This is a genomic window from Pseudomonas sp. GW456-E7 (assembly GCF_059424105.1).
In genome coordinates this window covers 1-26,101 of sequence record NZ_JBWKZB010000030.1, presented here as the reverse complement: position 1 = coordinate 26,101, position 26,101 = coordinate 1, and the positions used below count along the sequence as shown (strand labels likewise).

At 60.6% G+C, this 26,101-nt stretch carries 26 protein-coding genes and 1 pseudogene; 13 read left to right on the top strand and 14 right to left on the bottom strand.

Going from position 1 to position 26,101, the window contains the following annotated elements:
- Positions 1-41 precede the first annotated feature (41 nt).
- Positions 42-1,166: a methyltransferase gene (locus tag AC07YV_RS18985; RefSeq protein WP_102702066.1), complete on the top strand. Its 1,125-nt coding sequence runs from the start codon at positions 42-44 to the stop codon at positions 1,164-1,166.
- Positions 1,167-1,230: 64 nt separating this feature from the next.
- Here the strand turns inward: AC07YV_RS18985 and AC07YV_RS18980 are convergent, their stop codons facing one another.
- The 3 genes from AC07YV_RS18980 to AC07YV_RS18970 all read right to left on the bottom strand — a co-directional run bounded on the left by AC07YV_RS18980 (position 1,231) and on the right by AC07YV_RS18970 (position 3,928).
- Positions 1,231-1,398, bottom strand: coding sequence for a DUF2474 domain-containing protein (locus AC07YV_RS18980; RefSeq protein WP_102702067.1), 168 nt, complete (start codon positions 1,396-1,398; stop codon positions 1,231-1,233).
- Positions 1,399-1,480: 82 nt separating this feature from the next.
- Positions 1,481-2,488 carry a cytochrome d ubiquinol oxidase subunit II gene (gene cydB, locus AC07YV_RS18975; RefSeq protein ID WP_056728750.1) on the bottom strand — a complete coding sequence of 336 codons (1,008 nt, stop codon included), beginning with the start codon at positions 2,486-2,488 and terminating at the stop codon, positions 1,481-1,483.
- A gap of 3 nt (positions 2,489-2,491) precedes the next feature.
- On the bottom strand, positions 2,492-3,928 hold the full coding sequence (locus tag AC07YV_RS18970; RefSeq protein WP_102702068.1) for a cytochrome ubiquinol oxidase subunit I: 1,437 nt from the start codon (positions 3,926-3,928) through the stop codon (positions 2,492-2,494).
- A gap of 469 nt (positions 3,929-4,397) precedes the next feature.
- Between AC07YV_RS18970 and AC07YV_RS18965 the strand changes: the two genes are divergently transcribed.
- Positions 4,398-5,648, top strand: coding sequence for an MFS transporter (locus AC07YV_RS18965; protein WP_102702069.1), 1,251 nt, complete (start codon positions 4,398-4,400; stop codon positions 5,646-5,648).
- A 5-nt stretch (positions 5,649-5,653) separates the two neighbouring features.
- Here the strand turns inward: AC07YV_RS18965 and AC07YV_RS18960 are convergent, their stop codons facing one another.
- Both AC07YV_RS18960 and AC07YV_RS18955 read right to left on the bottom strand, forming a co-directional pair.
- Entirely contained in the window at positions 5,654-6,205 is a 552-nt protein-coding gene (locus tag AC07YV_RS18960; RefSeq protein WP_102702070.1) for a DJ-1 family glyoxalase III, read from the bottom strand.
- 68 nt (positions 6,206-6,273) lie between these two features.
- The gene (locus AC07YV_RS18955) at positions 6,274-6,720 is read right to left on the bottom strand and encodes a DUF4879 domain-containing protein (RefSeq protein WP_102702071.1); all 447 of its coding nucleotides are present in this window, start codon (positions 6,718-6,720) and stop codon (positions 6,274-6,276) included.
- Between the two features lie 222 nt (positions 6,721-6,942).
- Between AC07YV_RS18955 and AC07YV_RS18950 the strand changes: the two genes are divergently transcribed.
- Positions 6,943-8,238: an NCS2 family permease gene (locus tag AC07YV_RS18950; protein ID WP_008050771.1), complete on the top strand. Its 1,296-nt coding sequence runs from the start codon at positions 6,943-6,945 to the stop codon at positions 8,236-8,238.
- Positions 8,235-9,314 (top strand): tRNA (uridine(54)-C5)-methyltransferase TrmA, encoded by a 1,080-nt coding sequence (gene trmA, locus AC07YV_RS18945; protein WP_102702072.1) that lies wholly within the window; start codon positions 8,235-8,237, stop codon positions 9,312-9,314. The genes AC07YV_RS18950 and trmA overlap by 4 nt, the downstream gene beginning before the upstream one ends.
- 54 nt (positions 9,315-9,368) lie before the next feature.
- Here the strand turns inward: trmA and AC07YV_RS18940 are convergent, their stop codons facing one another.
- Positions 9,369-9,815 (bottom strand): DUF2442 domain-containing protein, encoded by a 447-nt coding sequence (locus AC07YV_RS18940; RefSeq protein ID WP_102702073.1) that lies wholly within the window; start codon positions 9,813-9,815, stop codon positions 9,369-9,371.
- Positions 9,812-10,240, bottom strand: coding sequence for a DUF4160 domain-containing protein (locus AC07YV_RS18935; protein WP_102702074.1), 429 nt, complete (start codon positions 10,238-10,240; stop codon positions 9,812-9,814). The genes AC07YV_RS18940 and AC07YV_RS18935 overlap by 4 nt, the downstream gene beginning before the upstream one ends.
- Positions 10,241-10,466: 226 nt before the next feature.
- Here AC07YV_RS18935 and AC07YV_RS18930 point away from each other — a divergent pair, with 226 nt between their 5' ends.
- From AC07YV_RS18930 to AC07YV_RS18920, 3 genes are all read left to right on the top strand, one after another.
- Entirely contained in the window at positions 10,467-11,378 is a 912-nt protein-coding gene (locus tag AC07YV_RS18930) for a LysR family transcriptional regulator (RefSeq protein WP_102702075.1), read from the top strand.
- Between the two features lie 140 nt (positions 11,379-11,518).
- A complete protein-coding gene (gene aroQ / locus AC07YV_RS18925) occupies positions 11,519-11,959 on the top strand; it encodes a type II 3-dehydroquinate dehydratase (RefSeq protein ID WP_102702076.1) in 441 nt (146 codons plus the stop codon).
- A 5-nt stretch (positions 11,960-11,964) separates the two neighbouring features.
- Complete coding sequence (locus AC07YV_RS18920; protein ID WP_102702088.1) at positions 11,965-12,819, top strand: shikimate dehydrogenase; 855 nt, start codon at positions 11,965-11,967, stop codon at positions 12,817-12,819.
- Positions 12,820-12,898: 79 nt separating this feature from the next.
- Here AC07YV_RS18920 and AC07YV_RS18915 read toward each other — a convergent pair whose 3' ends face one another.
- Positions 12,899-13,576 carry a TetR/AcrR family transcriptional regulator gene (locus AC07YV_RS18915; protein WP_102702077.1) on the bottom strand — a complete coding sequence of 226 codons (678 nt, stop codon included), beginning with the start codon at positions 13,574-13,576 and terminating at the stop codon, positions 12,899-12,901.
- A gap of 102 nt (positions 13,577-13,678) precedes the next feature.
- Positions 13,679-15,580 (bottom strand): 3-dehydroshikimate dehydratase QuiC, encoded by a 1,902-nt coding sequence (gene quiC, locus AC07YV_RS18910; RefSeq protein WP_102702078.1) that lies wholly within the window; start codon positions 15,578-15,580, stop codon positions 13,679-13,681.
- A 366-nt stretch (positions 15,581-15,946) separates the two neighbouring features.
- On the opposite strand from quiC, the gene AC07YV_RS18905 reads away from it, so the two are divergent.
- Positions 15,947-17,284, top strand: coding sequence for an MFS transporter (locus tag AC07YV_RS18905; RefSeq protein ID WP_102702079.1), 1,338 nt, complete (start codon positions 15,947-15,949; stop codon positions 17,282-17,284).
- Positions 17,285-17,301: 17 nt separating this feature from the next.
- A pseudogene (locus AC07YV_RS18900) lies at positions 17,302-17,397 on the top strand (metal ABC transporter ATP-binding protein); the annotation flags it as partial.
- Positions 17,398-17,410: 13 nt separating this feature from the next.
- Here the strand turns inward: AC07YV_RS18900 and AC07YV_RS18895 are convergent.
- Together AC07YV_RS18895 and AC07YV_RS18890 are read right to left on the bottom strand one after the other, a co-directional pair.
- The gene (locus tag AC07YV_RS18895; protein WP_102702081.1) at positions 17,411-18,295 is read right to left on the bottom strand and encodes a DMT family transporter; all 885 of its coding nucleotides are present in this window, start codon (positions 18,293-18,295) and stop codon (positions 17,411-17,413) included.
- Between the two features lie 125 nt (positions 18,296-18,420).
- Positions 18,421-19,197, bottom strand: coding sequence for an IclR family transcriptional regulator (locus tag AC07YV_RS18890; RefSeq protein WP_007975790.1), 777 nt, complete (start codon positions 19,195-19,197; stop codon positions 18,421-18,423).
- 166 nt (positions 19,198-19,363) lie between these two features.
- Between AC07YV_RS18890 and ypfJ the strand changes: the two genes are divergently transcribed.
- Both ypfJ and AC07YV_RS18880 read left to right on the top strand, forming a co-directional pair.
- A complete protein-coding gene (ypfJ, locus tag AC07YV_RS18885) occupies positions 19,364-20,254 on the top strand; it encodes a KPN_02809 family neutral zinc metallopeptidase (protein ID WP_102702082.1) in 891 nt (296 codons plus the stop codon).
- Positions 20,255-21,214 carry an alpha/beta fold hydrolase gene (locus AC07YV_RS18880; RefSeq protein WP_102702083.1) on the top strand — a complete coding sequence of 320 codons (960 nt, stop codon included), beginning with the start codon at positions 20,255-20,257 and terminating at the stop codon, positions 21,212-21,214. It abuts the gene before it with no gap.
- Positions 21,215-21,339: 125 nt separating this feature from the next.
- Here the strand turns inward: AC07YV_RS18880 and AC07YV_RS18875 are convergent, their stop codons facing one another.
- The 3 genes from AC07YV_RS18875 to AC07YV_RS18865 all read right to left on the bottom strand — a co-directional run bounded on the left by AC07YV_RS18875 (position 21,340) and on the right by AC07YV_RS18865 (position 23,474).
- Complete coding sequence (locus tag AC07YV_RS18875) at positions 21,340-21,933, bottom strand: HAD family hydrolase (RefSeq protein ID WP_102702084.1); 594 nt, start codon at positions 21,931-21,933, stop codon at positions 21,340-21,342.
- On the bottom strand, positions 21,930-22,799 hold the full coding sequence (tesB, locus tag AC07YV_RS18870) for an acyl-CoA thioesterase II (RefSeq protein ID WP_007975794.1): 870 nt from the start codon (positions 22,797-22,799) through the stop codon (positions 21,930-21,932). The genes AC07YV_RS18875 and tesB overlap by 4 nt, the downstream gene beginning before the upstream one ends.
- Positions 22,800-22,904: 105 nt before the next feature.
- The gene (locus tag AC07YV_RS18865; RefSeq protein ID WP_102702085.1) at positions 22,905-23,474 is read right to left on the bottom strand and encodes a GNAT family N-acetyltransferase; all 570 of its coding nucleotides are present in this window, start codon (positions 23,472-23,474) and stop codon (positions 22,905-22,907) included.
- Positions 23,475-23,553: 79 nt separating this feature from the next.
- Here AC07YV_RS18865 and AC07YV_RS18860 point away from each other — a divergent pair, with 79 nt between their 5' ends.
- Both AC07YV_RS18860 and AC07YV_RS18855 read left to right on the top strand, forming a co-directional pair.
- Positions 23,554-24,474, top strand: a complete 921-nt coding sequence (locus AC07YV_RS18860; RefSeq protein WP_102702086.1) for a histone deacetylase family protein — start codon at positions 23,554-23,556, stop codon at positions 24,472-24,474.
- 281 nt (positions 24,475-24,755) lie between these two features.
- Entirely contained in the window at positions 24,756-25,997 is a 1,242-nt protein-coding gene (locus AC07YV_RS18855) for a TIGR03862 family flavoprotein (protein WP_178085960.1), read from the top strand.
- The last annotated feature ends 104 nt before the right edge of the window (positions 25,998-26,101 follow it).

Below are 26,101 nucleotides of genomic sequence, written 5' to 3'. Positions count from 1 at the left end.
AGGGCAGCGGGACATCCGTTGATTACCCAGAGCCCCGCCCCATGCCTTTGCTCGAAACACCCTTCGCCAGCCTCGACCTGATCCGCCAGCCTGAACAGCAGAATGAACCGTTGCAAGCTTTCGATGCGGCTGATGAATACCTGCTTAACCATCTGGCCGAACAGCAGCCCACGGCCGAGATGCGGGTATTGGTGCTCAACGACAGTTTCGGCGCGTTGGCGGCCAGCCTGGCGGGCAAGGTGCGGGTGGTCAGCAGCGGTGATTCGTTCCTGGCCTTGCAGGGCCTGGAAAAGAACCTGGTGCGCAACAGCCTGGCGTTTGATGCGGTACCGAGCGTCCCCGCCAGCGAGGCCCTCGTCGGGCCATTCGACTGCGTGCTGATCCGCGTACCGAAAACCCTGGCATTGCTGGAAGAGCAACTGATCCGCCTGCAAGGCCAACTGGCACCCGGCACCCAAGTGATCGCCGCGGCCATGATCAAGCACCTGCCCCGGGCGGCGGGCGACTTGCTGGAGCGTTACATCGGCCCCGTGCAAGCCTCGCTGGCGGTGAAGAAGGCGCGGTTATTGATTGCCACGGCAGAAGACAAAACCCCGGTCATGTCGCCTTACCCGACGCGGTACAGGCTCGACGAACCCGCTATCGAACTGCTCAACCACGCCAATGTGTTTTGCCGCGAAGGCCTGGACATCGGCACCCGGGCGTTTTTGCCACACCTGCCGAAAAACCTTGGCTCGGCGCGGGTCGCCGATCTCGGCTGCGGCAACGGCGTCCTGGCCATCGCCAGCGCCCTGCAAAACCCCGAGGCCCACTACACGCTGGTGGACGAATCGTTCATGGCCGTGCAATCGGCCGCCGAAAACTGGCGCGCAGCGTTGGGTGAACGGGAAGTGACCGTACGTGCCGGCGATGGCCTGGTCGGCCAGGAACCGCAATCGCTTGACGTGGTGCTGTGCAATCCGCCGTTTCACCAGCAACAGGTCGTGGGCGACTTCCTGGCCTGGCGGATGTTCCAGCAAGCGCGCGAAGCGCTAGTTGTGGGCGGCGCGCTGTACATCGTCGGCAATCGTCACCTGGGTTACCACAGCAAGCTGGCGCGATTGTTCCGTGGCGTCGAGCAAGTGGCAGCCAATCCGAAATTCGTGATCCTCAAGGCGCGTAAGTAACAGGCAAAAAAAACCCTCCGGTCGGAGGGTTATAAATCCGCGCCTTGAGGCTGCGGGGGAGATGTCAGTGGGTCGTCAGGCCAGCCGCGTTCATGAACAGGCGCATCAGGCTGGCGACGATGAACAAGGCGCCCACGCTGCCGACCCAGATCAGGGCCAACCAGCCGAGCCGCTTCCACAGCGGTTTTTTTTCGGCTTCTTCAATGTCGTGCAGGGAATGTTTGCCGTTCATTGATAAATCCTCCGAGTTAGATCGATGGCGTCTGTCAGGACGCCATCGCGAGCAAGCTCGCTCCCACAGGTTTTCTATAGGACTAGTGGTAACCGTCTTCATGGGTGACCTTGCCGCGGAACACGTAGTAGCTCCAGAAGGTGTAGCCCAGGATGAACGGGATGATGAACAGCGTGCCCACCAGCATGAAGCCCTGGCTTTGCGGCGGCGCGGCGGCGTCCCAGATCGAGATCGACGGCGGGATGATGTTCGGCCACAGGCTGATGCCCAAACCGCTGTAACCGAGGAAGATCAGTACCAGGGTCAACAGGAACGGCGTGTAGTGCGCGTTGCGGGCTACGGCGCGGATCAGGCCGTACATCGTCACCAGCACCAGAATCGGCACCGGCATGAACCAGAACAGATTCGGCATGGTGAACCAGCGAGCGGCGATATCCGTGTGGGCCAACGGGGTCCAGATGCTGACGATGCCGATCACCGCCAGCAGTACGAAGGCCAAGGGCCGTGCCAGGTCATGCATCTGCTCCTGCAACTTGCCTTCGGTCTTCATGATCAGCCAGGTGCAACCGAGCAACGCATAGGCCACCACCAGCGCCGCGCCACAGAACATGGTGAACGGTGTCAGCCAGTCCAGTGAACCACCGGCGAACTGCCGGTTGACCACCGGCAGCCCATCGATGAAGGCGCCGAGCGCAACGCCCTGGAAAAACGTCGCGGTGACCGAGCCACCGATGAACGCCTTGTCCCACAGGTGGCGCTTGTCGTCCCTGGCCTTGAAGCGGAACTCGAAGGCTACGCCGCGGAAGATCAACCCGATCAACATCAGGATCAGCGGCAGGTACAACGCCGAGAGCACCACCGAATAGGCCAGCGGAAACGCGCCGAACAACGCCGCGCCCCCCAACACCAGCCAGGTCTCGTTGCCGTCCCAGACCGGGGCGACGGTGTTCATCATCACATCGCGATCGGTCTTGCCCGGAATGAACGGGAAGAGAATGCCGATGCCCAGGTCGAAGCCGTCCATGACCACGTACATCATGATGCCGAAAATGATGATCACGGCCCAGATCAGCGGAAGATCAATACCCATGATTCAAATCTCCTTGGTCAGGCTGTGGTCGGCATCGGCGTGATCGTCGTCGGCGGCGGACAGCGGACGGGCCGGTGTGCGTTTCTGCCCGGGGCCACCGTCGTTGGTTTCCTTGCCTTCGTCGATCTTCGGCCCCTTGCGCACCAGGCGCATCATGTAGCCAAGACCGGCGCCAAACAGCGCGAAATACACCACGACGAACAGGATCAGGGTGATGCTCATCTGCATGACGCTATGGTTGGACGACGCATCCGCCGTGCGCATCAGACCGTAGACCACCCACGGCTGACGGCCGATTTCGGTGGTGAACCAGCCGGCAAGGATCGCGATCAGGCCTGACGGCCCCATCCACAACGCCAGGTACAGGAACGGCCGCGAGGTGTAGAGGGTGTCGCGCTTGCGCAGCCACAGGCTCCACAAACCGGTGAAGATCATCAGCATGCCCAGGCCCACCATGATCCGGAACGACCAGAACACAATGGTCGAATTTGGCCGGTCTTCAGGCGGGAACTCCTTGAGCGCCGGGACTTGCTTGTCCAGCGAGTGAGTCAGGATCAGGCTGCCCAGATACGGGATCTCGACAGCGAACTTGGTTTTCTCCTCCTTCATGTCCGGCCAGCCGAACAGGATCAGCGGAGTCGCTTCGTTACCCTTGTTTTCCCAGTGGCCCTCGATCGCGGCGATTTTCGCCGGCTGATGCTCAAGTGTATTGAGGCCGTGGAAGTCACCGATGACCGCCTGGATCGGCGCGACGATCAACGCCATCCACATGGCCATCGAGAGCATTTTGCGGATCGCCGGGTTGTCCTTGCCGCGCAGCAAATGCCAGGCCGCAGAGGCCCCCACGAAGAAGGCCGTGGCCACGAACGCCGCCGTGGCCATGTGCATCAGGCGATACGGGAACGACGGGTTGAAGATCACTGCCAACCAGTCGGTGGGGATGACCTGCCCGTTGACGATCTCGAAGCCCTGCGGGGTCTGCATCCAGCTGTTGGACGCGAGAATCCAGAAGGTCGAGATCAACGTACCGATGGCGACCATCACGGTGGCGAAGAAGTGCAGGCCACGCCCGACCTTGTTCCAGCCAAACAGCATGACCCCCAGGAACCCCGCCTCGAGGAAGAACGCCGTGAGCACTTCATAGGTCAGCAACGGCCCGGTCACCGATCCGGCGAAGTCCGAGAAGCGGCTCCAGTTGGTACCGAACTGATAGGCCATGACCAGGCCGGAAACCACGCCCATGCCGAAGTTGACGGCAAAGATCTTCGACCAGAAATGGTAGAGGTCACGGTAGGTGTCGTTATGGGTTTTCAACCACAGGCCTTCGAGTACCGCCAGGTAACTCGCCAGGCCGATGGTGATGGCCGGAAACAGGATGTGGAACGAGATGGTGAACGCGAACTGAATTCGGGCGAGATCAAGTGCCTCTAAACCGAACATAAGTCTTCCTCTGTCAGGTAGTACGGCTGCTGGCCGGAAGCCTGCACCCACGGCCCCCACGGATATGGAGTGTGGCGAATCTCTGTTTGTTCTTTTTCTGCACGCATCACAACGCAGGGAGTCTGGCCTTGCGGCCGCCGGATCAATTCCTTTTGTGGGTTTTGATCTGGATCAATCAACGTTGAAAGAGTAGTCCCAATTTCGGGGATGAACCGCGTGGTCTATTGCCGCGTGACAAGTTGCCTCATGGCCTTGGTCACGAGCTGAAATACATTTCCTGTGGGAGCGGGCTTGCTCGCGAAGGGGGCATCAGCTTCAACATCAATGTTGACTGACACTCAGCCTTCGCGAGCAAGCCCGCTCCCACAGGAAAATCGGTATCTAGCTAACTAAATTTTTTGTCATGGCAACTTCTTGTTACAGGTTGGTGATAATCTCGCGGTTCCCCTCTCCCCAGATTTCCCCGCAGATGCCCAGCCAAGAGCCCTTGCTGTTACGTCACCACCGCCCTTTTCTCGCGTTCTGGCTGGCCCGGGTCTTTACCGCCAGCGGCTTCCAGATGCTCACCGTGGCCATCGGCTGGAACCTGTATCAATTGACCGGCAACGTGCTCGACCTGGGTCTGGTCGGCCTGGTCGAGTTCGCCCCGCGCGTGCTGTTCATGCTGCACACAGGTCACGTCGCCGACCGCTATGACCGGCGCAAGGTCGCGGCGATCTGCCAGTCCCTGCAGGCATTGATCGCCCTGTCGCTGGCCATCGGCAGCGCCACCGACCATGTCACCCGGGAAATGATCTTCATCCTGGCCTTCCTGCTCGGCGCCGCGCGCTCCTTTGAAATGCCGACCACCCAGGCCCTGCTGCCAAGCATCGTGCCCAGCGCGCTGTTTCCCCGGGCAGTGGCCGCCGCGCAATCGGCCCAGCAATCGGCAACCATCGTCGCCCCGGCCCTCGGCGGTTTGCTCTACGCCTTCGGCAGCGTCTGGGTGTATGGCCCGACGGTGCTGCTGTATGTCATCGCCTGTTCGCTGATGCTCAACCTGCCGGCCCGGCAGACGCCGCTGAACAAAGGCAAGGCCACACTGGATTCACTGCTCGCGGGCATCCGCTTCATCCGCAGTCGTCCGGACATTCTCGGGGCGATCTCCCTCGATCTGTTCGCGGTGCTATTGGGGGGTGCCACGGCACTGCTGCCGGTGTTCGCCAAGGACATTCTGCTCACCGGCCCATGGGGACTGGGCCTGTTGCGCTCGGCACCGGCAGTGGGTGCGCTGCTGATGTCGCTGTTCCTGGCGCGGTTTGCCGTGGAGCGCAATGTCGGGCGGGTCATGTTCACCGCCGTGGGCATCTTCGGCGTAGCAACCATCGCCTTCGGCCTGTCGACCTCGTTCTGGTTTTCCCTGGCGGTGTTGGTGGTGTTGGGCGCGGCAGACATGATCAGCATGGTGATCCGTGCCTCGTTCGTGCAACTGGAAACCCCGGACGAAATGCGCGGCCGGGTCAGTGCCGTGAATGGTCTGTTCATCGGTGCCTCGAACCAGTTGGGCGAATTCGAATCGGGCCTGACGGCCCACTGGTTCGGCACCGTGCCAGCCGTGGTCATGGGCGGGATCGGCACGCTGGTGGTGACCGGGGTGTGGGTCAAACTGTTCCCGACCCTGGCCAGCCGCGATCGCATGCACGTGGCTAAAGATGAAGAGAAGGAAGTAGCGAAAGCCTAAGCAGGCTAAACCAACAACTCCCCTGCCACCGCCGCACGTGTGGCTTTGCCGCAGAGTTGCTCCACCAGCGCCAGGGCAAATGCCAATGCGCCAGCCGAGCCCTGGGCGGTGATGCAGTTGCCATCGACCACCACCGGTTGATCGACGAAGTTACAGCCCAACAGTTGATGGCTGGCCGATGGCAGACAGGTCATGCGCCGTTGACGCAAAACGCCAAAGGCTTGCAGCGCCACGGCGGGCGCTTCGGCGATGCCGGCAAACAGGCGACCGGCTGCCGCCTGATCCTTGATCAATTGTTGCAGGGGTTGGTGTGCTGCCAAGTGCTGCGCCCCCACCGCGCCCCCCGGCAAGGCGATCAGGTCGAAAGGCTGCGCCAGCAAGTCCACCAGCATGGCATCGGACGTCAGCCGAGTACCGCGGGCGCAAGTGAGCATGCGCCGCCCTTCGATACTGGCCACCACCACTTCAATTTTGGCGCGGCGCAGTACGTCGATCAGGGTCACGGTCTGCAGTTCATCGGTACCCTCGGCGAGGGCAATCAAGGCTCTAAAAGTCATCGGGCACTGTCCACGGAATGATCTTTTAAGCGTAGTCAGCTTTCCCGCGCCTTGTTCGAGACATGTGGCTACTGGATGTAAAGCTGCGTCGACATCGTATTGCCGGGCGCATTGATTGAGGTATTGCTGAAGGTCAGAGTGCCTTCCTGTTTGCCAGCCAGGTCGAGTGCATACAAATAGCCGACGGTTTTTTCCCCGGGGGTGCAACTGGTCAGGTTGCCATTCTTGAACGCGCAGACCGGCGTACGCGTGCCGTTCACCTCAAAACCGTCGATGGCGACATGGGCCTCACGCCCGTAACCCACTTCCAGCACGTACACCGTGATGTTCGGGCCATTGTGATCGCAGCGCGTGCGGGTTTGCCCTTCGTCGATATTTTCAACGCCACAGGAAGGCGACGCGACTTTGAGCACTTTCAATTGACTCAATGGCGGGGCCGATGCCGCCGTGGCCGTTTGGGCCCCGAGAAGCAACGCCATCAATACGCCGAACACGCTAACCAGACGCCTTTTCATGCAGTACTTTCCACCCCGAAAAACCAGCGCGCAGTATGGCGCACTTGGCTTTGTCGCAAAACATCGACGACGATCACCGCCATAAGCAGCCATATGCCCAAGCTACTGGTATGATGCGCGGCTTTTTCCGGCCCACAGTAATTTCCAGGCGCGTTCTGCTGCCTGTGCTTTGCTGTTGAGGTCGATACATTCACGGCGCCCGGCGCGCCACGGGGAGCAGACATGCTGGAAAGGCTGTTTCAACTCAAGGCACACAACACCAACGTGCGGACCGAGATTCTGGCGGGCGTCACGACCTTTTTGGCCATGGCCTACATTCTGTTCGTCAACCCGAGCATCCTCGGCGAGACCGGCATGGACAAGGGCGCGGTGTTTGTCGCCACCTGCCTGGCAGCTGCCATCGGCTCGACGACCATGGGCCTGATCGCCAACTACCCGATCGCCCTCGCACCAGGCATGGGCCTGAACGCCTTCTTTACCTACACCGTGGTCCTGCACATGGGCCATACCTGGCAAGTGGCGCTCGGTGCGGTGTTCATCTCGGCCGTGTGTTTCTTCCTGCTGTCGATCTTCCGCATCCGTGAATGGATCATCAACAGCATCCCCCTGCCACTGCGTTCGGCCATTGCTGCCGGTATCGGCCTGTTCCTGGCGCTGATCGCCCTGCACAACGCCGGTATCGTGGTCAGCAACCCGGCGACCATGGTCGGCCTCGGTGACCTGAAACAACCGGCTCCGATCCTCGCCACCCTCGGCTTTGCCCTGATCGTCGCGCTTGAGGCCCTTGCCGTGCGCGGTGCGGTGCTGATCGGCATTCTGGTGGTGACCATCATTTCCATCGTGATGGGCTTCACCCCGTTCGGCGGCGTGATGTCGATGCCACCGTCCCTGGCCCCGACCTTCCTGCAACTGGATATCAAGGGTGCACTGGACATCGGTCTGGTCAGCGTGATCTTCGCCTTCCTGTTCGTCGACCTGTTCGATAACTCCGGCACTTTGATCGGCGTCGCCAAGCGCGCCGGCCTGATGCGCAAGGACGGCCACATGCCGAAAATGGGCCGCGCGCTGATCGCCGACAGCACCGCTGCCATGGCCGGTTCCCTGCTGGGCACCTCGACCACCACCAGCTACATCGAATCCGCCGCTGGCGTGAGTGCCGGTGGCCGCACTGGCCTGACCGCCATCGTGGTGGCGTTCCTGTTCCTGCTGGCGCTGTTCTTCTCGCCACTGGCCGCCAGTGTTCCAGCCTTCGCCACCGCACCCGCCCTGCTGTTCGTCGCCGTGCTGATGACATCCGGCCTGGCCGAAATAGACTGGGACGACATCACTGTTGCCGCGCCGGTGGTGATCACCGCGCTGGCAATGCCGTTCACTTACTCCATCGCCAATGGCATCGCCTTCGGTTTCATTTCCTGGACCGCCATCAAGCTGATGTCCGGTCGTGGCCGTGAGCTGAACCCGGCGCTGGTGATCCTGTCGATTCTGTTCGTGATCAAGCTGGGTTGGTTCAACGCATGACTTTTGATTCCCAGGCCTATGCCGTTCAACTCGAAGAAAAGGTCACGCGTTTGCGTGACCTGCTGGCCCCGTTCGATGCACCCGAGCCGGCCGTTTTCGATTCGCCGCTGAAAAACTTCCGCCTGCGCGCCGAGTTCCGCCTGTGGCGCGAGGCCGGCGAGCGGCATTACGCGATGTTTTCCCAGGAAGACAAACGCACGCCCATCCTGATCGAAGAGTTCCCGATTGCCAGCCTGCGCATCAACCAGTTGATGCCGCAGCTCAAGGCAGCGTGGCAAGCGAGTGCGGCCCTGAGCCACAAGCTGTTCCAGGTGGAATTCCTGACCACGCTGGCCGGCGACGCAATGATCACCCTGTGCTATCACCGTCCGCTGGACGAGCACTGGCACGCGGCGGCTTCGAAACTGGCGACGGACCTGAACGTCAGCATCATCGGCCGCTCCAAGGGCAAGCGCGAAGTCATCGGTCACGATTACGTGGTCGAGCAACTGGACGTCGGCGGCCGCACCTTCAGCTACCGCCAGCCGGAAGGCGCGTTCACCCAGCCCAACGGTACGGTGAACCAGAAGATGCTCAACTGGGCATACGATGCGCTCGGGGATCGCTCCGATGATTTGCTGGAACTGTATTGCGGCAATGGCAACTTCACCCTGCCGCTCGCCACCCGCGTACGCAAAGTGCTGGCCACCGAAATCAGCAAGACCTCGGTCAACGCGGCGCTGAGCAATCTCAGCGAAAACGCGGTGGATAACGTCACCCTGGTGCGCTTGTCCGCCGAAGAGCTGACCGAAGCCCTGAACGAAGTGCGTCCGTTCCGCCGCCTGCACGGCATCGACCTCAAGAGCTACGAGTTCGGCAGCGTGTTCGTCGACCCGCCCCGCGCCGGCATGGACCCGGACACCTGCGAGCTGACCCGGCGCTTCGACAACATCCTGTACATCTCCTGCAATCCGGAGACCCTGGCAGCCAACATCGCCCAACTGCACGACACCCACCGCATCAGCCGGTGTGCGATGTTCGACCAGTTCCCGTGGACCCATCACATGGAATCCGGGGTGATGCTGACCCGGCGTTGATGGCATCTGCCAGGCACAAAAAAGCCGTCTTCACGACGGCTTTTTTGTGGGCACTTACACGACAACATCGACCTTGCGCGGGCGTCCGCCTTTCCTGCCGTTGGCCCGCGCGGCTTCAGACTTTGCGGCGCTGCTCTGGCGACCATTGCGCGAAGCGACGACCGAGGCCGCCATGGCCATCAGCGGCTTGCTCGCTGAAATCATCCCGGCGATAGACACATGCAGGTCCTTGCCTTCATGGCACAGCGCAGTCCCCGCATAACCGACAGTCAGGCTGGCATAGTCCTCCAGCTCAAAATCATCGAACTCCGGATAGTTGGCCACGGGCAACAACACGCCGCTGCCATCTTCGAAGAGCACTGCCAGACAGGGAGCCAGGTAAGTAACCGCTGTCGCTTGCAGGCTATTTTTTCTACGTAACTCACCACGTTCAATGGCCTTGTCCAGGCTACTTTCCGTTACGGGATTATCGGCCTGAACCTTGGCTTTTATCGTTTTCATAACTCGATCTCCACACCTTCCTGTGCACCGATCAGGGACAGCAATGTCTTGTTCGATTCAGGTACGTAGCAAGCCGATTCAATCATATTGGTCGTGCTGACAACCCTTTTCACCACAACGACTTCGTTGCTTTGCCAGTCCCACAGTTGATTATCAAGACAGGCTGTTTGTAGTTTTCGCCACCAGATGCCGCGGGCGCGTCGCAAATGGGCAGGTTGCTTGAGCGATTGGCGCAAACCCTCAAGCACCGCCAATGGTGGCCGACGCGAAAGCGGAACGACATCCCAGAGCTCGACACCGTTGTGCCAAAAGCTGAACCTGAATCTCGCACTCCACGTACCCGCGTCCACATGCGCATGCGGCGGACAATGCTCGTCTCGCAACATGATCACTACCGACAGTCCTTTGAAACTGCATACCTTCATGTTAACCCATCCGTTAGGTTTTTGAATCCGAGGATCCGGCATTCCCTGGAAAATCCGACCGCTGGCATTGGCAGCCGAATCATTTCTTCCGTCCTCAGGCTAGCGTTCTGGTGCTTCCCGGGTCTGCGTAACACCGCGCGAATTGGTAAGAAATCCTTTCTTTACAGCGCTGGCACCTGATAATTACTGATCCAGCTTTTTCATTTGATCCCCGGTGTCATCAATCATGCAGCGACAATTCGACGATCTTCAGTTGGGCAGCATTGAGCTGTTTTGCCTGGCCGCCGAGGCTGGCAGTTTTACTGCCGCGGCGCTGGTGGCAGGTGTCACGCCCGCTGCTGTGAGCCGATCGGTGTCGCGCATGGAAGAACGCCTGGGCGTGCGGCTGTTCGCGCGCACCACGCGTAGCGTGAAGCTCACTGACAGTGGTCGCCGTTATTACGAAGAATGTCGCCAGGCCCTTGCGCAACTGGTCGAGGCCCAACGCGAGGTCATGGGCCAGCAGCAAGTGCCGTCCGGTACTTTGCGCATCAGTATTCCGACCACCTACGCGCATCATCGAATCCTGCCGCTGCTGCCCGAATTTCGGGCGCGCTATCCCGCGGTGAAAGTCGAGTCGCATATCAGCAATCGCAACATCGATTTCGTCGGCGAAGGCTACGACATGGCGATTCGCGTGCGAGCCATCCCGGATTCCGGTCTGATCGCCCGACAGTTGGAAGATGCCGCCCTGGTGCTGATCGCCAGCCCTGATTACCTGAAACAGGCCGGCATTCCGCAAACCCTCGACGACCTCGAAAACCATGAATGCATTCAGTATGAATTGCCCAGCAGCGGCCGGCGCATTGCCTGGTTGTTCAACGATGAAGGCGTACCCCGGGAGATTCTGGCCGAGGGCAACCTCAGTTGCTCCGATGATGTACTGGGCGGAGTGACGCTGGCCAAACACGGGGCAGGGTTGTTTCAGACCTATCGTTTTATCGTGGAAAAGGAACTGGCCGACGGCTCACTGGTGGAGGTGCTCAAGCCCTATGGCGGGCGCTCGCGCCCCTTCACCCTGCTGTACCCGCAAAGTCGGCATGTGCCGCTGCGCTTGAGGGCGTTCATTGATTTTCTGGTGGAGCATTTGCCGCGCTGAACACAGAAAGTGTCCGATCATCGCCCACAAACCGCCAGCGTGCCCTCTCTTCAATTGACCGAATTAACTAGTTAGTACAATTTATCTCCACAGGCTGAGAACCATGGCCGATTCCAACAATAAAAAGTGGAGAGATTCCGATGTCCCCTATCGTTCTGGTGCTCAACGGCCCGAACCTGAACCTGCTCGGCACCCGTGAACCGGCGACTTACGGCCACGAAACCCTGGCAGACATTTCGGCCCTGTGCGGACGCGCCGCCGAAGAGTTCGGCCTGGCGGTGGAGTTTCGCCAGACCAACCATGAGGGCGAAGTGCTCGACTGGATTCACGCCGCCCGCGGTCGCTGCGCCGGGATCGTCATCAATCCCGCCGCGTGGACTCACACCTCGGTCGCCATCCGCGACGCCCTGGTCGCCAGCGAGCTGCCGGTCATCGAAGTCCACCTGTCCAACGTGCACGCCCGCGAGCCCTTCCGCCACCACTCGTTCGTATCCGCTATTGCAACAGCGGTGATGGCCGGCTTCGGCAGTCACGGCTATCGCCTGGCGCTGGAACACTTCAGTCATCGTTTGAAGGGGTGATCGCCGTGACTCAGAACAACGTGGTACTGGCCGGGCTGATCGGCGCCGGCATCCAGGCTTCCCGCACTCCGGCCCTGCACGAGCATGAAGGCGATGCCCAAGGGCTGCGCTACCTCTATCGTCTGATTGATCTTGATCAGTTGAAGCTCGACAGCAACGCCCTGCCCGACCTGTTGATGGCCGCCGAACGCATGAACTTCACCGGTTTGAACATTACCTTTCCCTGCAAGCAGGCAATCATCCCGCTGCTGGACGAACTCTCACCGGAGGCCCGCGGTATCGGTGCGGTCAACACGGTGGTGCTCAAGAATGGCAAACGCATCGGCCACAACACCGATTGCCTGGGCTTTGCCGAAGGCTTTCGACGGGGTCTGAAAGGCGTTGCCGTTGAACGTGTCGTCCAGATGGGCGCCGGCGGCGCAGGAGCGGCGGTGGCCCACGCCCTGTTGAGCGAAGGCGTACAACAACTGAGCATTTTTGACGTGGACATCCACCGCGCGCAGGATCTGGCCGACAACCTCAATCAGCATTTCGGTGTCGCTCTGGCGGTGGCCGGGTATGACCTGCCAAGCGCCTTGGCCCAGGCTGACGGCCTGGTGAACACCACGCCGATGGGCATGAAAAAACTGCCGGGCATGCCGGTGCCGGTCGAGTTGCTTCGAGCCGAGTTGTGGGTGGCGGAGATCGTTTACTTCCCGCTGGAAACCGAACTGCTGCGCAACGCCCGCGCCCTCGGTTGCCGGACGCTGGACGGCGGCAACATGGCCGTGTTTCAGGCGGTGAAGGCATTCGAGCTGTTCAGCGGCGTGGTGCCGGATGCCCAGAGAATGCTTGAACATTTCCAGGGCATGAAGGACTGAAGATCAAAAGATCGCAGCCTTCGGCAGCGCCTACGTCAATCGTATTGAACTGTAGGAGCTGCCGAAGGCTGCGATCTTTTCAAGCCTGCAAATAACGCAGCACCGACTCGCAAATCATTTCGCGATGACGCTGCTTGATGCGCTCATCCGGCAAGTCGATCTGGAAAATCTCACCCACGGTATGGCGGTTCGAGACGCGATAAAAGCAGAACGAACTGATCAGCAGATGCACATCCAGCGGCACCAGGCCGGCGCGGAATACACCCTCTTCAACGCCCCGACGCAGGATCACATCGAGGGAATCGAGAACGGTGTTGTTCATCGCCCTGATCGCATCGGAGCGCTTCACGTACTCGGCGTTGTGAATGTTTTCGATGCTGACGATGCGCACGAAATCGACATTGCGATCGTGGTGATCGAATGTGAATTCAACCAGCCGCCGAATCGCGTCCACCGGTGCCAGTTCGGTCAGGTGCAAACGGCTTTCAGTGCTGCGGATATCGCCGTAAAGCTTCTCCAGCACCTCGACGTAGAGCTGTTCCTTGCTGCCGAAGTAGTAGTAGATCATGCGCTTGGAGGTGTGGATGCGCTCGGCGATGGCATCGACGCGAGCCCCGGAAAGCCCCTGCTGGACGAATTCGACAATCGCCTCCTGCAGGATGTTTTCGCGGGTCTTTTCCGGGTTGTTCTTGCGACTCTTGCGCGGCTCGGTCCCGGGTTCTACGGAGGCTGCGGGGAGTTCTGAAGTCATTGTCATTGCGGGCTCACGGCCATCACTGCACAGGCTGGCGATTATGGGCTGCGCGGCACGGTGAAGGAAGCCGCGCGGCCCGTGTTTAATCCCGCGTTTACGAATTTCCTACAACTTGGCCTGACGGATGGCTCCGCTTCGGGATTTGGCCATGGCCGCCAGCCGCACCGCCACGTTGGCCGCGCCGTAGCCGGCATACCCGTTTTTGCGCTGGATGATTTCAAAGAAGAACCGCCCCTCGAACGGCTCGGTATACACGTGAAACAACTCACCACCTTGGGCGTCGCGGTCGTACAACACGTTGAAATAGGCCAGCTCACTGAGGAACTCATCGTTGAAATCGAAGCGCGCCGCCAGGTCATCGTAGTAGTTGAGCGGGATATCCAGCAGCGGCACGCCCGCCTCTTTTGCACGGCTGACCTGGGCAAAGATGTCATCACAATCAAAGGCGATGTGATGCACTCCGGAGCCGCGATAACTCGACAGCGCGTGTGAGATCGCGGTGTTGCGGTTCTCGGAAATGTTCAGCGGCAAGCGGATCGAACTGTCGCGACTGCGCAAGGCACGGCTCTTCACCAGACCATAAGGATCTGGCAGCACCACTTCATCGTCCGCCTCGAAATCCAGCAGGCTCTTGTAGAACAGCACCCAGCTGTCGAGGCTGTCGGCCGGCAGTGCCATGGCCATGTGGTCAATGCGCTTGAGGCCGCCGCTGGCCGGCGCTTGCGGGTACAGATTGAAGTCCGTGCCATAGACATCGGCGTGTTGATCCACCAGATAGATCAGGCTGCCATCCGGCGCACGCACCGCCGCCAGCTCCAGTTCGTTGGGGCCGACCAGCCCGCGATAGGGCTGGCCCTTGTAGGCTACGGCACGGGCCAGTGCGCTGACGCTGTCCTTGACCCGCACGGCCGTAGCGCAAAGCGAAGGGCCGTGGGCTTCGAAAAAGCTGTGGCCGAATGAGTAAGGCTCCGAGTTCAGGATCAGGTTGATATCGCCCTGACGCAGCAGGCTGACGCTCTTGGAGCGATGCTGCCCGGCCTTGACGAAACCCAGTCGTTCCAGCCAATGGGAGAGCTTGGCGCCGAGGCTTTCATCCACGGCGAATTCGAGAAATTCGATGCCGTTGTACTCACTGGCCTTGGGTGTTTCGAACAGAATCCCGGGGTTGGCCGCAGGTCTGGTTTCCTGCGCCAGACGCTCGCGGGTCTTCTCTTCCAGATACAACAACGAACGCAAGCCGTCGGCGGCATTGGCCCTTGGCGGCGCGGCGCGGAAGCCGTCGTTGAAGATCTCCAGCGACAATGGCCCGGTGTAGCCGCTCTGGATAATCGGCGCGAGGAACCCTGGCAAGTCGAACTCACCCTGGCCCGGGAAGCAGCGAAAATGCCGGCTCCACTCCAGCACATCCATGGCCAGGATCGGCGCGTCGGCCATTTGCACGAAGAAAATCTTGTCGCCGGGAATCTCGGCGATAGCACTCGGATCGCCCTTGAGCGACAGGGTGTGAAAGCTGTCCAGCAACACGCCAAGGCTTGGATGATCGGCCTGACGCACGATGTTCCACACCTGTTGATACGTATTCACGTGCCGGCCCCAGGCCAGCGCTTCGTAACCGATGCGTAGACCACGGGCCCCGGCATGTTCGGCCAGCAGTCGCAAATCGTCGACCAGAATCTGTTCATCACCGATGGAGTCGGCCGAGGCGTTGCTGCACACCAGCACCAGGTCGGTGCCCAGTTCCTGCATCAGGTCGAATTTGCGCTCGGCGCGTTCCAGGTTGCGCGACAACCGATCACGCCGGCAGCCTTCGAAATCACGGAAAGGTTGAAACAGGGTGATGGCGATCCCGAGATCGGCGCACATCTGTTTAATTTCCCGTGGGCTGCCGTCGTAGTAGAGAAGGTCGTTCTCGAAAATCTCCACACCGTCGAACCCGGCGGCGGCAATGGCTTCGAGTTTTTCCGGCAGGGTACCGCTCAAGGATACGGTGGCAATGGAACGCTGCATATTTCGACTCCCGGTAATGGGGACCATCTTGTTAGAGGGGGCATCACACGCCGGATCCTTGTAGGAGCTGCCGAAGGCTGCGATCTTTTGATCTTGAAAAGCAAAATCAAAAGATCGCAGCCTTCGGCAGCTCCTACAGGGGTAGCGTTTGTCCTGGGTAAATTATTGGCTTGGCGATCCCGCACAGCAATTCAAAGTGTACTATCCGGTTAGTTTTGTGTTCGATTATCGAACACAATGGTGGTTGGCGAATTGACGATTTTTTGTCCACTGCCCAACATCGACCCCACATTGAGTCCGGACACGCAGCACCGGCCGCGATGTCCAAAACACCAAATAACAAATTCAAAAAAACGGGTGGTACATATGCTTCCTTCCCAAAGCTCACGCATGGCTCCGGCCATGAGCGTCACTGCCGGTGGTATCGGCGACAAGATCCGCGGCGCCATGGCGGTCGGCAAAACCCGTTGGGGCATGCTGGCGCTGGTGTTTTTCGCCACTACCCTGAACTACATCGACCGCGCCGCACTGGGTGTGATGCAGCCCATCCTGGCCAAGGAAATGAGCTGGACGGCGATGGATTACGCCAACATCAACTTCTGGTTCCAGGTCGGCTATGCCATTGGTTTCGTGCTGCAGGGCCGGCTGATCGACCGGGTCGGCGTCAAGCGCGTGTTCTTCTGCGCGGTGTTGCTCTGGAGCCTGGCGACCGGCGCCCACGGCCTGGCCACTTCGGCGGTCGGCTTCATGGTCTGCCGATTCATCCTCGGCCTGACCGAAGCGGCGAACTATCCGGCCTGCGTGAAAACCACCCGCCTGTGGTTCCCGGCCGGCGAGCGTGCCGTGGCCACTGGCATTTTCAACGCCGGCACCAACGTTGGTGCGATGTTCACCCCGATGCTGCTGCCACTGATCCTGCACGTCTGGGGCTGGCAAGCCGCGTTCCTGTGCATGTCGGCACTGGGCGGGATCTGGTTGCTGTTCTGGGGCCTGAAGTACTTCAACCCGGAAGAGCATCCGAACGTCAAACAGTCGGAGCTGGACTACATCCAGAACGAAGTCGAACCGGAACAAACCCGCGTACCTTTCTCGAAAATCCTGCGCATGCGTGGCACCTGGGCCTTCGCCCTCGCCTACTCGATGACCGCGCCAGTGTTCTGGTTCTACCTGTACTGGCTGCCGCCGTTCCTCAATCAGCAATACAACCTGGGTATCAACGTGACCCAGATGGGCATTCCGCTGATCATCATTTACCTCACCGCCGACTTCGGCAGCGTTGGCGGCGGCATCCTCTCCTCGTTCCTGATCGGTCGCGGCGTCAACCCGATCAAGGCGCGACTGATGTCGATGCTGCTGTTCGCCTGCTGCATCATCGGCGTGGTCATGGCTGCCGGCTCCAGCAATCTGTGGGTCGCCGTAGCCGCCATCTCCCTGGCCATCGGCGCGCACCAGGCCTGGACCGCAAACATCTGGAGCCTGGTGATGGACTACACGCCCAAGCACATGATGAGCACGGTATTCGGCTTCGGCGGTATGTGTGCGGCGATTGGCGGGATGTTCATGACCCAGTTGGTCGGCCATATCCTGACCGTCACCAACAACAACTACACCGTGCTGTTCACGCTGATACCGGCGATGTACTTCATTGCGCTGACCTGGATGTACTTCATGGCACCGCGCAGGATTCCAACCATCACCGACTAAAGAAGTCATCAGTCCCTGTGGGAGCGAGCCTGCTCGCGAAAGCGGTACGTCAGCCAACGTCAATGTTGAATGACAGTCCGTCTTCGCGAGCAGGCTCGCTCCCACAGGTTTCTGATCGTTGCCCTCCTAGCGGCGGCTTTGCTGCCACGCGGCCGCCAATCCGCTGCAACAGATCACGGCAATACCGAGCACGGTAGTCAGTGTCGGCGTATGGGAAAACAGCAGCCAGCCCAGCAGGCCGGCGAAGATGATCTGGCAATAGCTGAACGGCGCCAGCAGTGCCGGTGCGGCGAGACGGAAAGCCTGGGTCAGGAACAGGTGCGCCGTCATCCCGCAGGCCCCCAGCGCCAGCATCATCGCGCCATGCACCAGGTTCGGCGTCTGCCAGAAGAACGGCACCAGCGCACTCATCACCAGCGTGTTGCACAGGCCCGCGAAAAAGTTGCTGGTGGTCGGGCTGTCGATCTCACTGAGCTTGCGCGTCAGCAGTTGATAGAAGCAGAAAAACAGCGCCGAGCAGAACGGTAACAACACCGCCGGGGTAAACAGATCTCCCCCCGGGTGAACGATGATCAGCACCCCGATAAAACCGCAGATCACCGCCAGCCATTGCCCCCGCGTCACACGCTCGCCAAGCAGCGGCACCGACAGTGCGGTGACCAGCACCGGCGCCAGGAAGTTGACCGACGTCGCCTCGGCCAACGGGATGTACATCAGCCCCGTGGTGAAAAACAGACTGGTGCCCAGCAGGCACAGCGCCCGGATCAGCTGTAGCAATGGCCGCTTGGTACGCAGCACCCGCAGCCCGGATTGCGGCAGGAAAATCCCGGCCATCAGCAAGGTGTGAACCACGTAACGCGCCCAGACCACCATGACAATGGGATAGAAACCGGAGAGGTATTTGGAAAAGGCGTCGTGGCTGGAAAACAGGAAAGTCGCGACAACGATCAGCAGGATCCCTTTGAAGGGCTGATTGACGCCGGAAAGCGGGGTACTGCTGGGCGACGTCAAGACAAAGTCCTTTTATGGGGTGAGGCGAGACATGAATAATTTAGAACCTGGTTCCATTTTATGAAATCTACGTCTCAAGAAAGTGGGCGAATACCGCACACTGTTTATTCAAGCAGACTTCAGGTTCAACTGAACAACTCTGACGCCTGGCTCGCCAGGGAAAGTTCTTCGGTGTATTTCAACAAGGTCGGCGCCAACTCATGCAATCGCGCGCCGGGCATTCGCGCGCTTGGCCCGGCAATACTGAGCACTCCGATGACCCGGCCATCCAGTGGATGACGCACCACGCCGGCAATCGCCGAGGTGCCCACTGCCGAACTTTCCTCGACCCAGGCATAACCTTGCTCCCGCGCCAGACGCAAGCGCTCCAGCAGTTCAATATTCGAACGCGGCGCATTAGGCCCGACGTCCCGAGGCAATTTCGCCCCTTGCCGTTCGACCAGCGACAGCGCCTCGGCATCGCTCATGCACGCCAGCCACGCGTGCCCGGAAGCCGTGTAGAACAAAGGTGCATCACGCCCCATGTCCGGGTCGTAGCGCAGACCGGAACGGGCACCCTGGGACTTGGCGATCCACACCTGGCGTTCCCCCTGGATCACCCCCAGACGCACCAGCTCACCGGTTTCCCCGGCCAGACGATCGAGCACTGGCTGGATGATATCCGCACCGCTGCCGGACAAGTATCGAAAGCCCATGGCCACCAGTTTGGTCGACAGGTGATAGCGCAGGTTGTCCGGATTCTGCCGCACGTACCCCAGGCGAATCAGTTCAGCGAGCAAACGATGAGTCGCGCTTTTAGGAATTTCAAGTTGCTCGGCCAACGTCTGCATCGGCAAACCCTGCGGCTCACCGGTCAGGCTTTCCAGCACGCTGAAGACACGTTCGATCTGACTGCCAGCCATGGTATGTCCCAAACAAAATTTGGCTGATTCTAGAAGAGAAGCCCCACGAAGCAAAATGTGGAACCAGTCGCTCAACCGGCAGTCTGACGACCGGACTGGCGCGGCTCCCACTTGGCAGCAACACTCATCGCACGGCTCGTGACCCGGAACAGAAGAGGATTCCCACATGCTATGGAAAAAAGGCCGACGCAGCGACAACGTGGTCGATGCCCGTGGTGATGATGTCGGCAGTGGCGGCGGGATGCGCTTCGGCGGTGGCAAGGGCCTGAGCCTGACGGCGATCCTGCTGATCGTCGGCATCGGCTGGATCACCGGCCAGGATCCGCTGCAAATCCTCGGACAACTGACCGGGCAAATGGACCAGCAATCGGCGCCCGCCACCAACCAGAGCCGCAAGGCACCACCGGCCAATGACGAAGGCGCGGAGTTCGTGCGCTCGATCCTCGGCGACACCGAAGACACCTGGGGCACGATATTCCAGCAGGCCGGCCGTCAGTACAAAGAACCGACCCTGGTGCTGTTCAGCAACCGCGTGAATTCAGCCTGCGGCTTGGCCACCTCGGCCACCGGGCCGTTCTATTGCCCGGCGGACCAGAAGGTCTATCTAGACATGGCGTTTTTCCAGGAAATGTCCCAACGTTTTTCCGCCGCGGGCGACTTCGCCCAGGCCTACGTCATCGCTCACGAAGTCGGACACCATGTGCAGACCCTGCTTGGGGTGTCCGCAAAAATCCAGGCAGCCCGCCAACAAGGCCGGCAGATGGAAGGCGACGGCGGTTTGCTGGTTCGTCAGGAACTCCAGGCCGATTGCCTGGCCGGTGTCTGGGCCAACAATGCGCAGAAGCGTCTGAACTGGCTGGAGCCGGGTGACATCGAAGAAGCACTGAACGCAGCGAACGCCATCGGTGACGATCGTTTGCAGCAACAGGGTCAGGGCCGCGTGGTCCCGGACTCGTTCACCCACGGTACGTCGGCGCAACGGGTGCGCTGGTTCAAAACCGGTTTCGCCCAAGGCCAGGTAAGCCAGTGCGATACCTTTGCGACGAAAAATCTGTAAATGAAGAAGTGGTTGTTGGTTGTTCTGTTTACTTGCGCAACGTCCCAGGCTGCCGAGCATGAGGTCAAGGAGCTCAGTCCCGGACGCCTGCTGTTGAAATCAGGTGAAATCGCGGTGGGCATCAGCCCCGCCCCGGCAAAAATCGAACGGGTGCTGATCATCCTCCACGGTCGCTTGCGCAACGCGCAAACCTATCTGCAAAGCGGTGAGCACGCGGCCGAACTGGCCGGGCAAAGCGCAACGACCCTGGTGATCGCCCCGCAATTCCTCAATGAAACCGATGTGGCGGCTCATCCGGTGGCCGACACGGTTTTGCGCTGGCAAGGCAATGAATGGATGGCCGGGGGCGAATCCACGGCACCGTTTCGGCTGAGTTCCTATGCGGCGCTCGACGAAATCATCGCTCGCTTGGGTGACCGCCAGCAGTTTCCGGATGTGAAGCAAATTGTCATCGCCGGTCACTCCGGTGGCGCGCAGGTGGTTCAGCGCTATGCAGTGCTCGGTCATGATCAGCCGGCCCTCGAGGCGGCCGGCGTACAGGTTCGATACGTGATTGCCAACCCGTCGTCCTACGCCTATTTCGATGAGCGCCGGCCCGTGGCGTTCAGCCACGCCGGTTGCCCGCAATTCAATCGCTGGAAGTATGGGCTAGCGGATTTGCCCGCTTACGCCGAAGGACAAACGCCCACACAACTGCAGGAAAAGTACCTTAAGCGTGACATCGTTTACCTTCTGGGCCAGCAGGACACCGACCCGAATCATCCGGCGCTGGACAAGAGCTGTGAGGCTAAGGCGCAAGGGCCGTATCGGTTGGCGCGGGGGCGTTTTTACTTTGATTATCTGAAGCGGCTGCAACCGCAAGGGTTGCATCAGCAACTGATTGAAGTGCCCGGAGTCGGGCATGACGGGGACGGGATGTTTACGTCGCCGGAGGGGCAGAAGGCGTTGTTTGGGGAATGACTCTTGTAGTGCCTGGGCCTGCCTCTTCGCGAGCAAGCCCGCTCCCACATTGGATCTGTGTCGTTCACAAATCCCTTGTGGGAGCGGGCTTGCTCGCGAAAGCGGTTGACCTGGCAACGAAGCACTCAAGCCGACAGCATCTGCCGCAACTCGACACAATCCGCCGCATGCCAATCGGTCAATTCCGGCCAAGGATTATCCGGCAGGTTCACCAGCACCGTCCGCGTACCCGCCGCTCGCCCGCAATCCAGGTCAAAGCGGTAATCGCCGACCATCACCATCTCGCTCGCCGGCACCTTCCACGCATCGGCCAATTTCAGCAGCCCGCCCGGATGCGGTTTGGGCGGTGCATCATCGCGGCCCAATACATCTTCCAGCGCAAAGCAGTCGGCCAGGCCAATGGCCTCCAGCGTGACATGCGCCAGCTCCCGGGCATTGCGCGTGAGAATGCCCAGGCGATAACCGCGCCCGGCCAGCTCACGCACCAACTCCACCGCGCCCGGCGCCGGTTTCGAACCGAGGGCCAGGTCCCGTTCGTGCTCCAGCAGCCACGCATGCTTGGCAGCGGCTTCATCGGCCGGCAGTGCGGCGAGGTGGGTCAGGATGTCGGCTTCGGCAGGAATCGCCAAGGCCACGCGAATCGCTGCGAAGTCGTGCACGGCCACGGTCAGGGTGCCGTCCATGTCGAACACCCAGTGACGCACCTCGGCCAGGCTCACGCCCAATCCTTGCGGTGACGGATCAAGCCTTCCTGGGTGACCGAGGCCACCAGTTGCCCGGCGCGATTGAACACGCTGCCTCGGGAGAATCCGCGCGAGTTGCCGGCCCACGGACTGTCCATCGCGTAGAGCAGCCAGTCATCGGCACGCAGATTCTGGTGGAACCACAGTGCGTGATCGAGGCTGGCGACTTGCATGTCCTTGTGCCAGACCGATTTGCCATGGGGCTGCATCGAAGTGACCAGCAGACCGAAATCCGATGCATAGGCCAGCAGGTATTTATGCAGCGCCGGCGAATCGGCCAAAGCCCCGTCGGCGCGGAACCAGACGTACTTGACCGGATCGGACGGCAGCGGGTTGTAGGGATCTTTTTCAGTCACCGGGCGGAATTCGATCGGCTTGGGGCACAACAGCTTTTCGCGCATTTTCTCGGGAATCAGGTGCGCGCGCTGCTGGGTCAGTTCCAGCTCCGAGGGCAGATTTTCCGGGCCAACCACAACCGGCATTTTGCTCTGGTGCTCAAAGCCTTCCTCGTCGTACTGGAATGATGCACTGCACGTGAAGATCGGGTGGCCCTTCTGGATCGCCGTCACCCGGCGCGTGCTGAAACTGCCGCCGTCACGCACCCGGTCAACCTGATACACCACCGGCAACCCGGCATCACCCGGACGCAGGAAATAGCCGTGCATCGAATGCACATGGCGCGCCTCTTCTACCGTCTGACTCGCCGCCGACAGCGACTGGCCGAGTACCTGGCCACCGAACAGCTGACGAAAACCCAGGTCCTGGCTACGGCCGCGGAACAGGTTTTCCTCGATCGGTTCCAGGGTCAGCAAGTCGACCAGATCTTCCAACACTTGGCTCATTCAGACTCTCCTCACGCAAAACATTGCCGCGCAGTCTTGGCTGCAACGGTCGATTCAGTTTCCGGCCCGGGCCAGCATGGGGCCATTGTAAACGTCCGTGCCAGCTTATCCATGCAAGGTTTGCAGCCATTGTTCGCGGCTGATGCGATACAGAACGTGCCGACGCAACGGATGATCGGCCTCAAGTCGCGGGTGATCGAAGTCATCCGCCGGGTCATGGTGCATGCCGATGGCCTGCATGACTTTCTCTGACGGCAGGTTGGTTTGTGTCGTGAAGGCCACCACCTCTTTCAGCGGCAAGCGGTCGAACCCGCAGCGCAGAGCGGTCCACGCCGCTTCACTGGCATATCCGAGGCCCCAGTGCTCGCGGGCCAGGCGCCAGCCGATTTCCGTCGCGGGAGTGAATGGCGCGTCGAATCCGACTACATTGAGCCCGGTAAACCCGATGAACTGGCCAGAATCCTTTCGCTGCAAGGCCCAGAGCCCATAACCATGCTCGGCGAAATGACCACGGATTCGCCCGATCAATGACGCACTTTCCAGGCGGCTCAAGGTGCCTGGAAAATAGCGCATCACCTGCGGATCGGCACACATTGCCGCAAAGTCCGCCAAATCTTCATCGCGCCACTGGCGCAACAGCAGCCGAGCGCTTTCAAGCTCCAGTATTGGCTCCATCGTGCCCCGCCCCTCCATTACAATGTCGCCAGTCTACAACGCTGGTAGGATCCTTCTCTCATTCCTACATGAAATGACCATGCCACTGCCGCTGATTTATCACGAAGACTACAGTCCCGAGTTTCCGGCGGATCACCGCTTCCCCATGGACAAGTTCCGCCTGCTGCGCGATCACCTGGTGGACAGCGGCCTGACCCGCGACGCCGACCTGCTGCGCCCGGATCTGTGTCCGGCAGACATTCTCGCCCTCGCCCATGACCCTTCGTATATCGAACGCTACATGAGTGGCGAATTGTCCCGCGAAGACCAGCGCCGCCTCGGCCTGCCCTGGAGCGAAGCCCTGGCCCGGCGCACGGTGCGGGCAGTCGGCGGCTCGCTGCTGGCGGCCGAGCAGGCGCTGGAGCATGGCCTGGCCTGTCACCTGGCGGGCGGCACCCACCATGCGCACTACGACTACCCGGCCGGGTTCTGCATCTTCAATGACCTGGCGGTGATCAGCCACTACCTGCTGGAAAGTGGTCGGGTGAACCGGGTGCTGATCTTCGATTGCGACGTGCATCAAGGCGACGGGACCGCACGAATCCTGCACCACACCCCGGAAGCGGTAACCGTTTCCCTGCACTGCGAAAAGAACTTTCCTGCACGCAAAGCCGAAAGTGACTGGGACATTCCGCTGCCCAACGGCATGGGCGATGCCGACTACCTGAAGGTAGTGGACGATGCGCTCAACTACCTGCTGCCGCTCTACCAACCGGACCTGGTGCTGTATGACGCCGGGGTCGATGTGCATAAGGACGACGCCCTGGGTTATCTGAAGCTAACAGACAAAGGCGTCGCCGCCCGCGATGAAAGCGTGATGCGCCATTGCCTGGGCCGCGACATCCCGGTGGTCGGGGTGATCGGCGGCGGCTACAGCAAGGACCGCCAGGCCCTGGCCCGCCGCCACGGCATCCTCCATCACAGCGCGCAGCGCGTCTGGCAGTCATCAGGCTGTCACTGAGTTGTGGATGCTTTACCCACAATGCCTGTGGAACTGCCTGTGGATAACCTGAGTGAAAGGGTCTGCAGCCCACACGGCGTATAGGGTACAGAATGGTGGTTGTTTTTTAACCACCCGCTGCAACCACCACAGTTCAAATGTGGGAGCGGGCTTGCTCGCGAAGGCGTCGGCACACTCAACGCCTATGTATCTGAGACTCCGCTTTCGCGAGCAAGCCCGCTCCCACAGGGATCCGGGCTGCTAGAATGCGCGGCTTATCCAGCCAGGCCGCAGCTCTCATCATGACCCAGCCCTCAACCGCCTCCCCTTCCCGCGTCGCCATCATCGGCGGCGGACCTGCCGGTTTGATGGCCGCTGAAGTGTTGAGCCAGGCCGGGATCAAGGTCGACCTGTACGACGGCATGCCTTCGGTTGGACGAAAATTCCTCCTGGCTGGTGTCGGCGGCATGAACATCACTCACTCCGAAGCCTACCCGGCATTTCTCTCGCGCTACGCCGAACGCGCCCCGCAAATCGCCCCGCTGTTGCGCGGCTTCGGCGCCGAAGCGCTGTGCCAGTGGATTCACGGGCTAGGCATCGAGACCTTCGTCGGCAGCTCCGGCCGGGTATTCCCCACCGACATGAAAGCCGCACCGCTGCTGCGCGCCTGGCTCAAGCGCCTGCGCGACAGCGGCGTAGTTATCCACACCCGCCATCGCTGGCTCGGCTGGAACGAGCATGGCGGTTTGCGCATCGACAGCCCGGAAGGCGAAAAGACCGTTCAAGCCAATGCCACCCTGCTCGCCCTCGGTGGCGGCAGTTGGTCACGATTGGGTTCGGACGGCGCCTGGATGCTGGCACTGGAGCAGCACGGCGTAGGACTGGCGCCGTTGCAACCGAGCAATTGCGGCTTCGAGGTGCAGGCCTGGAGCGAATTGATGGTCAGCAAATTCGCCGGCGCGCCGCTGAAAAATATCGCCATCGGTCTCAATGATGATGTGCCCCGGCTCGGCGAATGTGTGATCACTGCCACCGGGATCGAGGGCAGTTTGATCTACGCCCTGTCGGCGCCTATTCGCGAAGCGATCAATCAGCACGGTACGGCGACGATTCATCTGGACCTGCTGCCCGGCCGGCCTGTGGATAAAGTTCTGGCGGCGTTGAGCAAACCACGAGGTTCACGCTCGATGGCCAAACATCTGCACAGTCAGTTGGGCATCGATGGGGTGAAAGCGGCGCTGCTGCGTGAACTGACCAGCGCCGATTGCTTTGCCGATATGGCCTTGCTGGCCAAGACGATCAAGGCATTGCCACTGTCACTGGTGAAAACCCGTCCGCTGGACGAGGCCATCAGCAGCGCTGGCGGTGTGTTGTTCGAGGCGATGGATGAGCGATTGATGCTCAAGCAAATGCCTGGCGTGTTTTGCGCCGGGGAAATGCTCGATTGGGAAGCGCCGACAGGCGGTTATCTGCTGACCGCGTGTTTCGCCAGTGGGCGAGCGGCGGGGTTGGGGATGGTGGAGTGGTTGCGGCGCAAGGGCTGAGACCACGTCGCCCCAATCGCGAGCAAGCTGAACTGGTCAACTAATTTTGGACACCAGTTACGGTTTCATGCCGCCAGTTTCTCCATAGCTACCGGCGACCGGTA

Excerpts from the sequence above, each read along its gene's own strand:
- AC07YV_RS18985 (WP_102702066.1), top strand. The coding sequence starts at position 42 with ATGCCTTTGCTCGAAACACCCTTCGCCAGCCTCGACCTGATCCGCCAG.
- AC07YV_RS18980 (WP_102702067.1), bottom strand. The coding sequence starts at position 1,398 with ATGAACGGCAAACATTCCCTGCACGACATTGAAGAAGCCGAAAAAAAA.
- cydB (WP_056728750.1), bottom strand. The coding sequence starts at position 2,488 with ATGGGTATTGATCTTCCGCTGATCTGGGCCGTGATCATCATTTTCGGC.
- AC07YV_RS18970 (WP_102702068.1), bottom strand. The coding sequence starts at position 3,928 with ATGTTCGGTTTAGAGGCACTTGATCTCGCCCGAATTCAGTTCGCGTTC.
- AC07YV_RS18965 (WP_102702069.1), top strand. The coding sequence starts at position 4,398 with ATGCCCAGCCAAGAGCCCTTGCTGTTACGTCACCACCGCCCTTTTCTC.
- AC07YV_RS18960 (WP_102702070.1), bottom strand. The coding sequence starts at position 6,205 with ATGACTTTTAGAGCCTTGATTGCCCTCGCCGAGGGTACCGATGAACTG.
- AC07YV_RS18955 (WP_102702071.1), bottom strand. The coding sequence starts at position 6,720 with ATGAAAAGGCGTCTGGTTAGCGTGTTCGGCGTATTGATGGCGTTGCTT.
- AC07YV_RS18950 (WP_008050771.1), top strand. The coding sequence starts at position 6,943 with ATGCTGGAAAGGCTGTTTCAACTCAAGGCACACAACACCAACGTGCGG.
- trmA (WP_102702072.1), top strand. The coding sequence starts at position 8,235 with ATGACTTTTGATTCCCAGGCCTATGCCGTTCAACTCGAAGAAAAGGTC.
- AC07YV_RS18940 (WP_102702073.1), bottom strand. The coding sequence starts at position 9,815 with ATGAAAACGATAAAAGCCAAGGTTCAGGCCGATAATCCCGTAACGGAA.
- AC07YV_RS18935 (WP_102702074.1), bottom strand. The coding sequence starts at position 10,240 with ATGAAGGTATGCAGTTTCAAAGGACTGTCGGTAGTGATCATGTTGCGA.
- AC07YV_RS18930 (WP_102702075.1), top strand. The coding sequence starts at position 10,467 with ATGCAGCGACAATTCGACGATCTTCAGTTGGGCAGCATTGAGCTGTTT.
- aroQ (WP_102702076.1), top strand. The coding sequence starts at position 11,519 with ATGTCCCCTATCGTTCTGGTGCTCAACGGCCCGAACCTGAACCTGCTC.
- AC07YV_RS18915 (WP_102702077.1), bottom strand. The coding sequence starts at position 13,576 with ATGACAATGACTTCAGAACTCCCCGCAGCCTCCGTAGAACCCGGGACC.
- quiC (WP_102702078.1), bottom strand. The coding sequence starts at position 15,580 with ATGCAGCGTTCCATTGCCACCGTATCCTTGAGCGGTACCCTGCCGGAA.
- AC07YV_RS18905 (WP_102702079.1), top strand. The coding sequence starts at position 15,947 with ATGCTTCCTTCCCAAAGCTCACGCATGGCTCCGGCCATGAGCGTCACT.
- AC07YV_RS18890 (WP_007975790.1), bottom strand. The coding sequence starts at position 19,197 with ATGGCTGGCAGTCAGATCGAACGTGTCTTCAGCGTGCTGGAAAGCCTG.
- ypfJ (WP_102702082.1), top strand. The coding sequence starts at position 19,364 with ATGCTATGGAAAAAAGGCCGACGCAGCGACAACGTGGTCGATGCCCGT.
- AC07YV_RS18880 (WP_102702083.1), top strand. The coding sequence starts at position 20,255 with ATGAAGAAGTGGTTGTTGGTTGTTCTGTTTACTTGCGCAACGTCCCAG.
- tesB (WP_007975794.1), bottom strand. The coding sequence starts at position 22,799 with ATGAGCCAAGTGTTGGAAGATCTGGTCGACTTGCTGACCCTGGAACCG.
- AC07YV_RS18865 (WP_102702085.1), bottom strand. The coding sequence starts at position 23,474 with ATGGAGCCAATACTGGAGCTTGAAAGCGCTCGGCTGCTGTTGCGCCAG.
- AC07YV_RS18860 (WP_102702086.1), top strand. The coding sequence starts at position 23,554 with ATGCCACTGCCGCTGATTTATCACGAAGACTACAGTCCCGAGTTTCCG.
- AC07YV_RS18855 (WP_178085960.1), top strand. The coding sequence starts at position 24,756 with ATGACCCAGCCCTCAACCGCCTCCCCTTCCCGCGTCGCCATCATCGGC.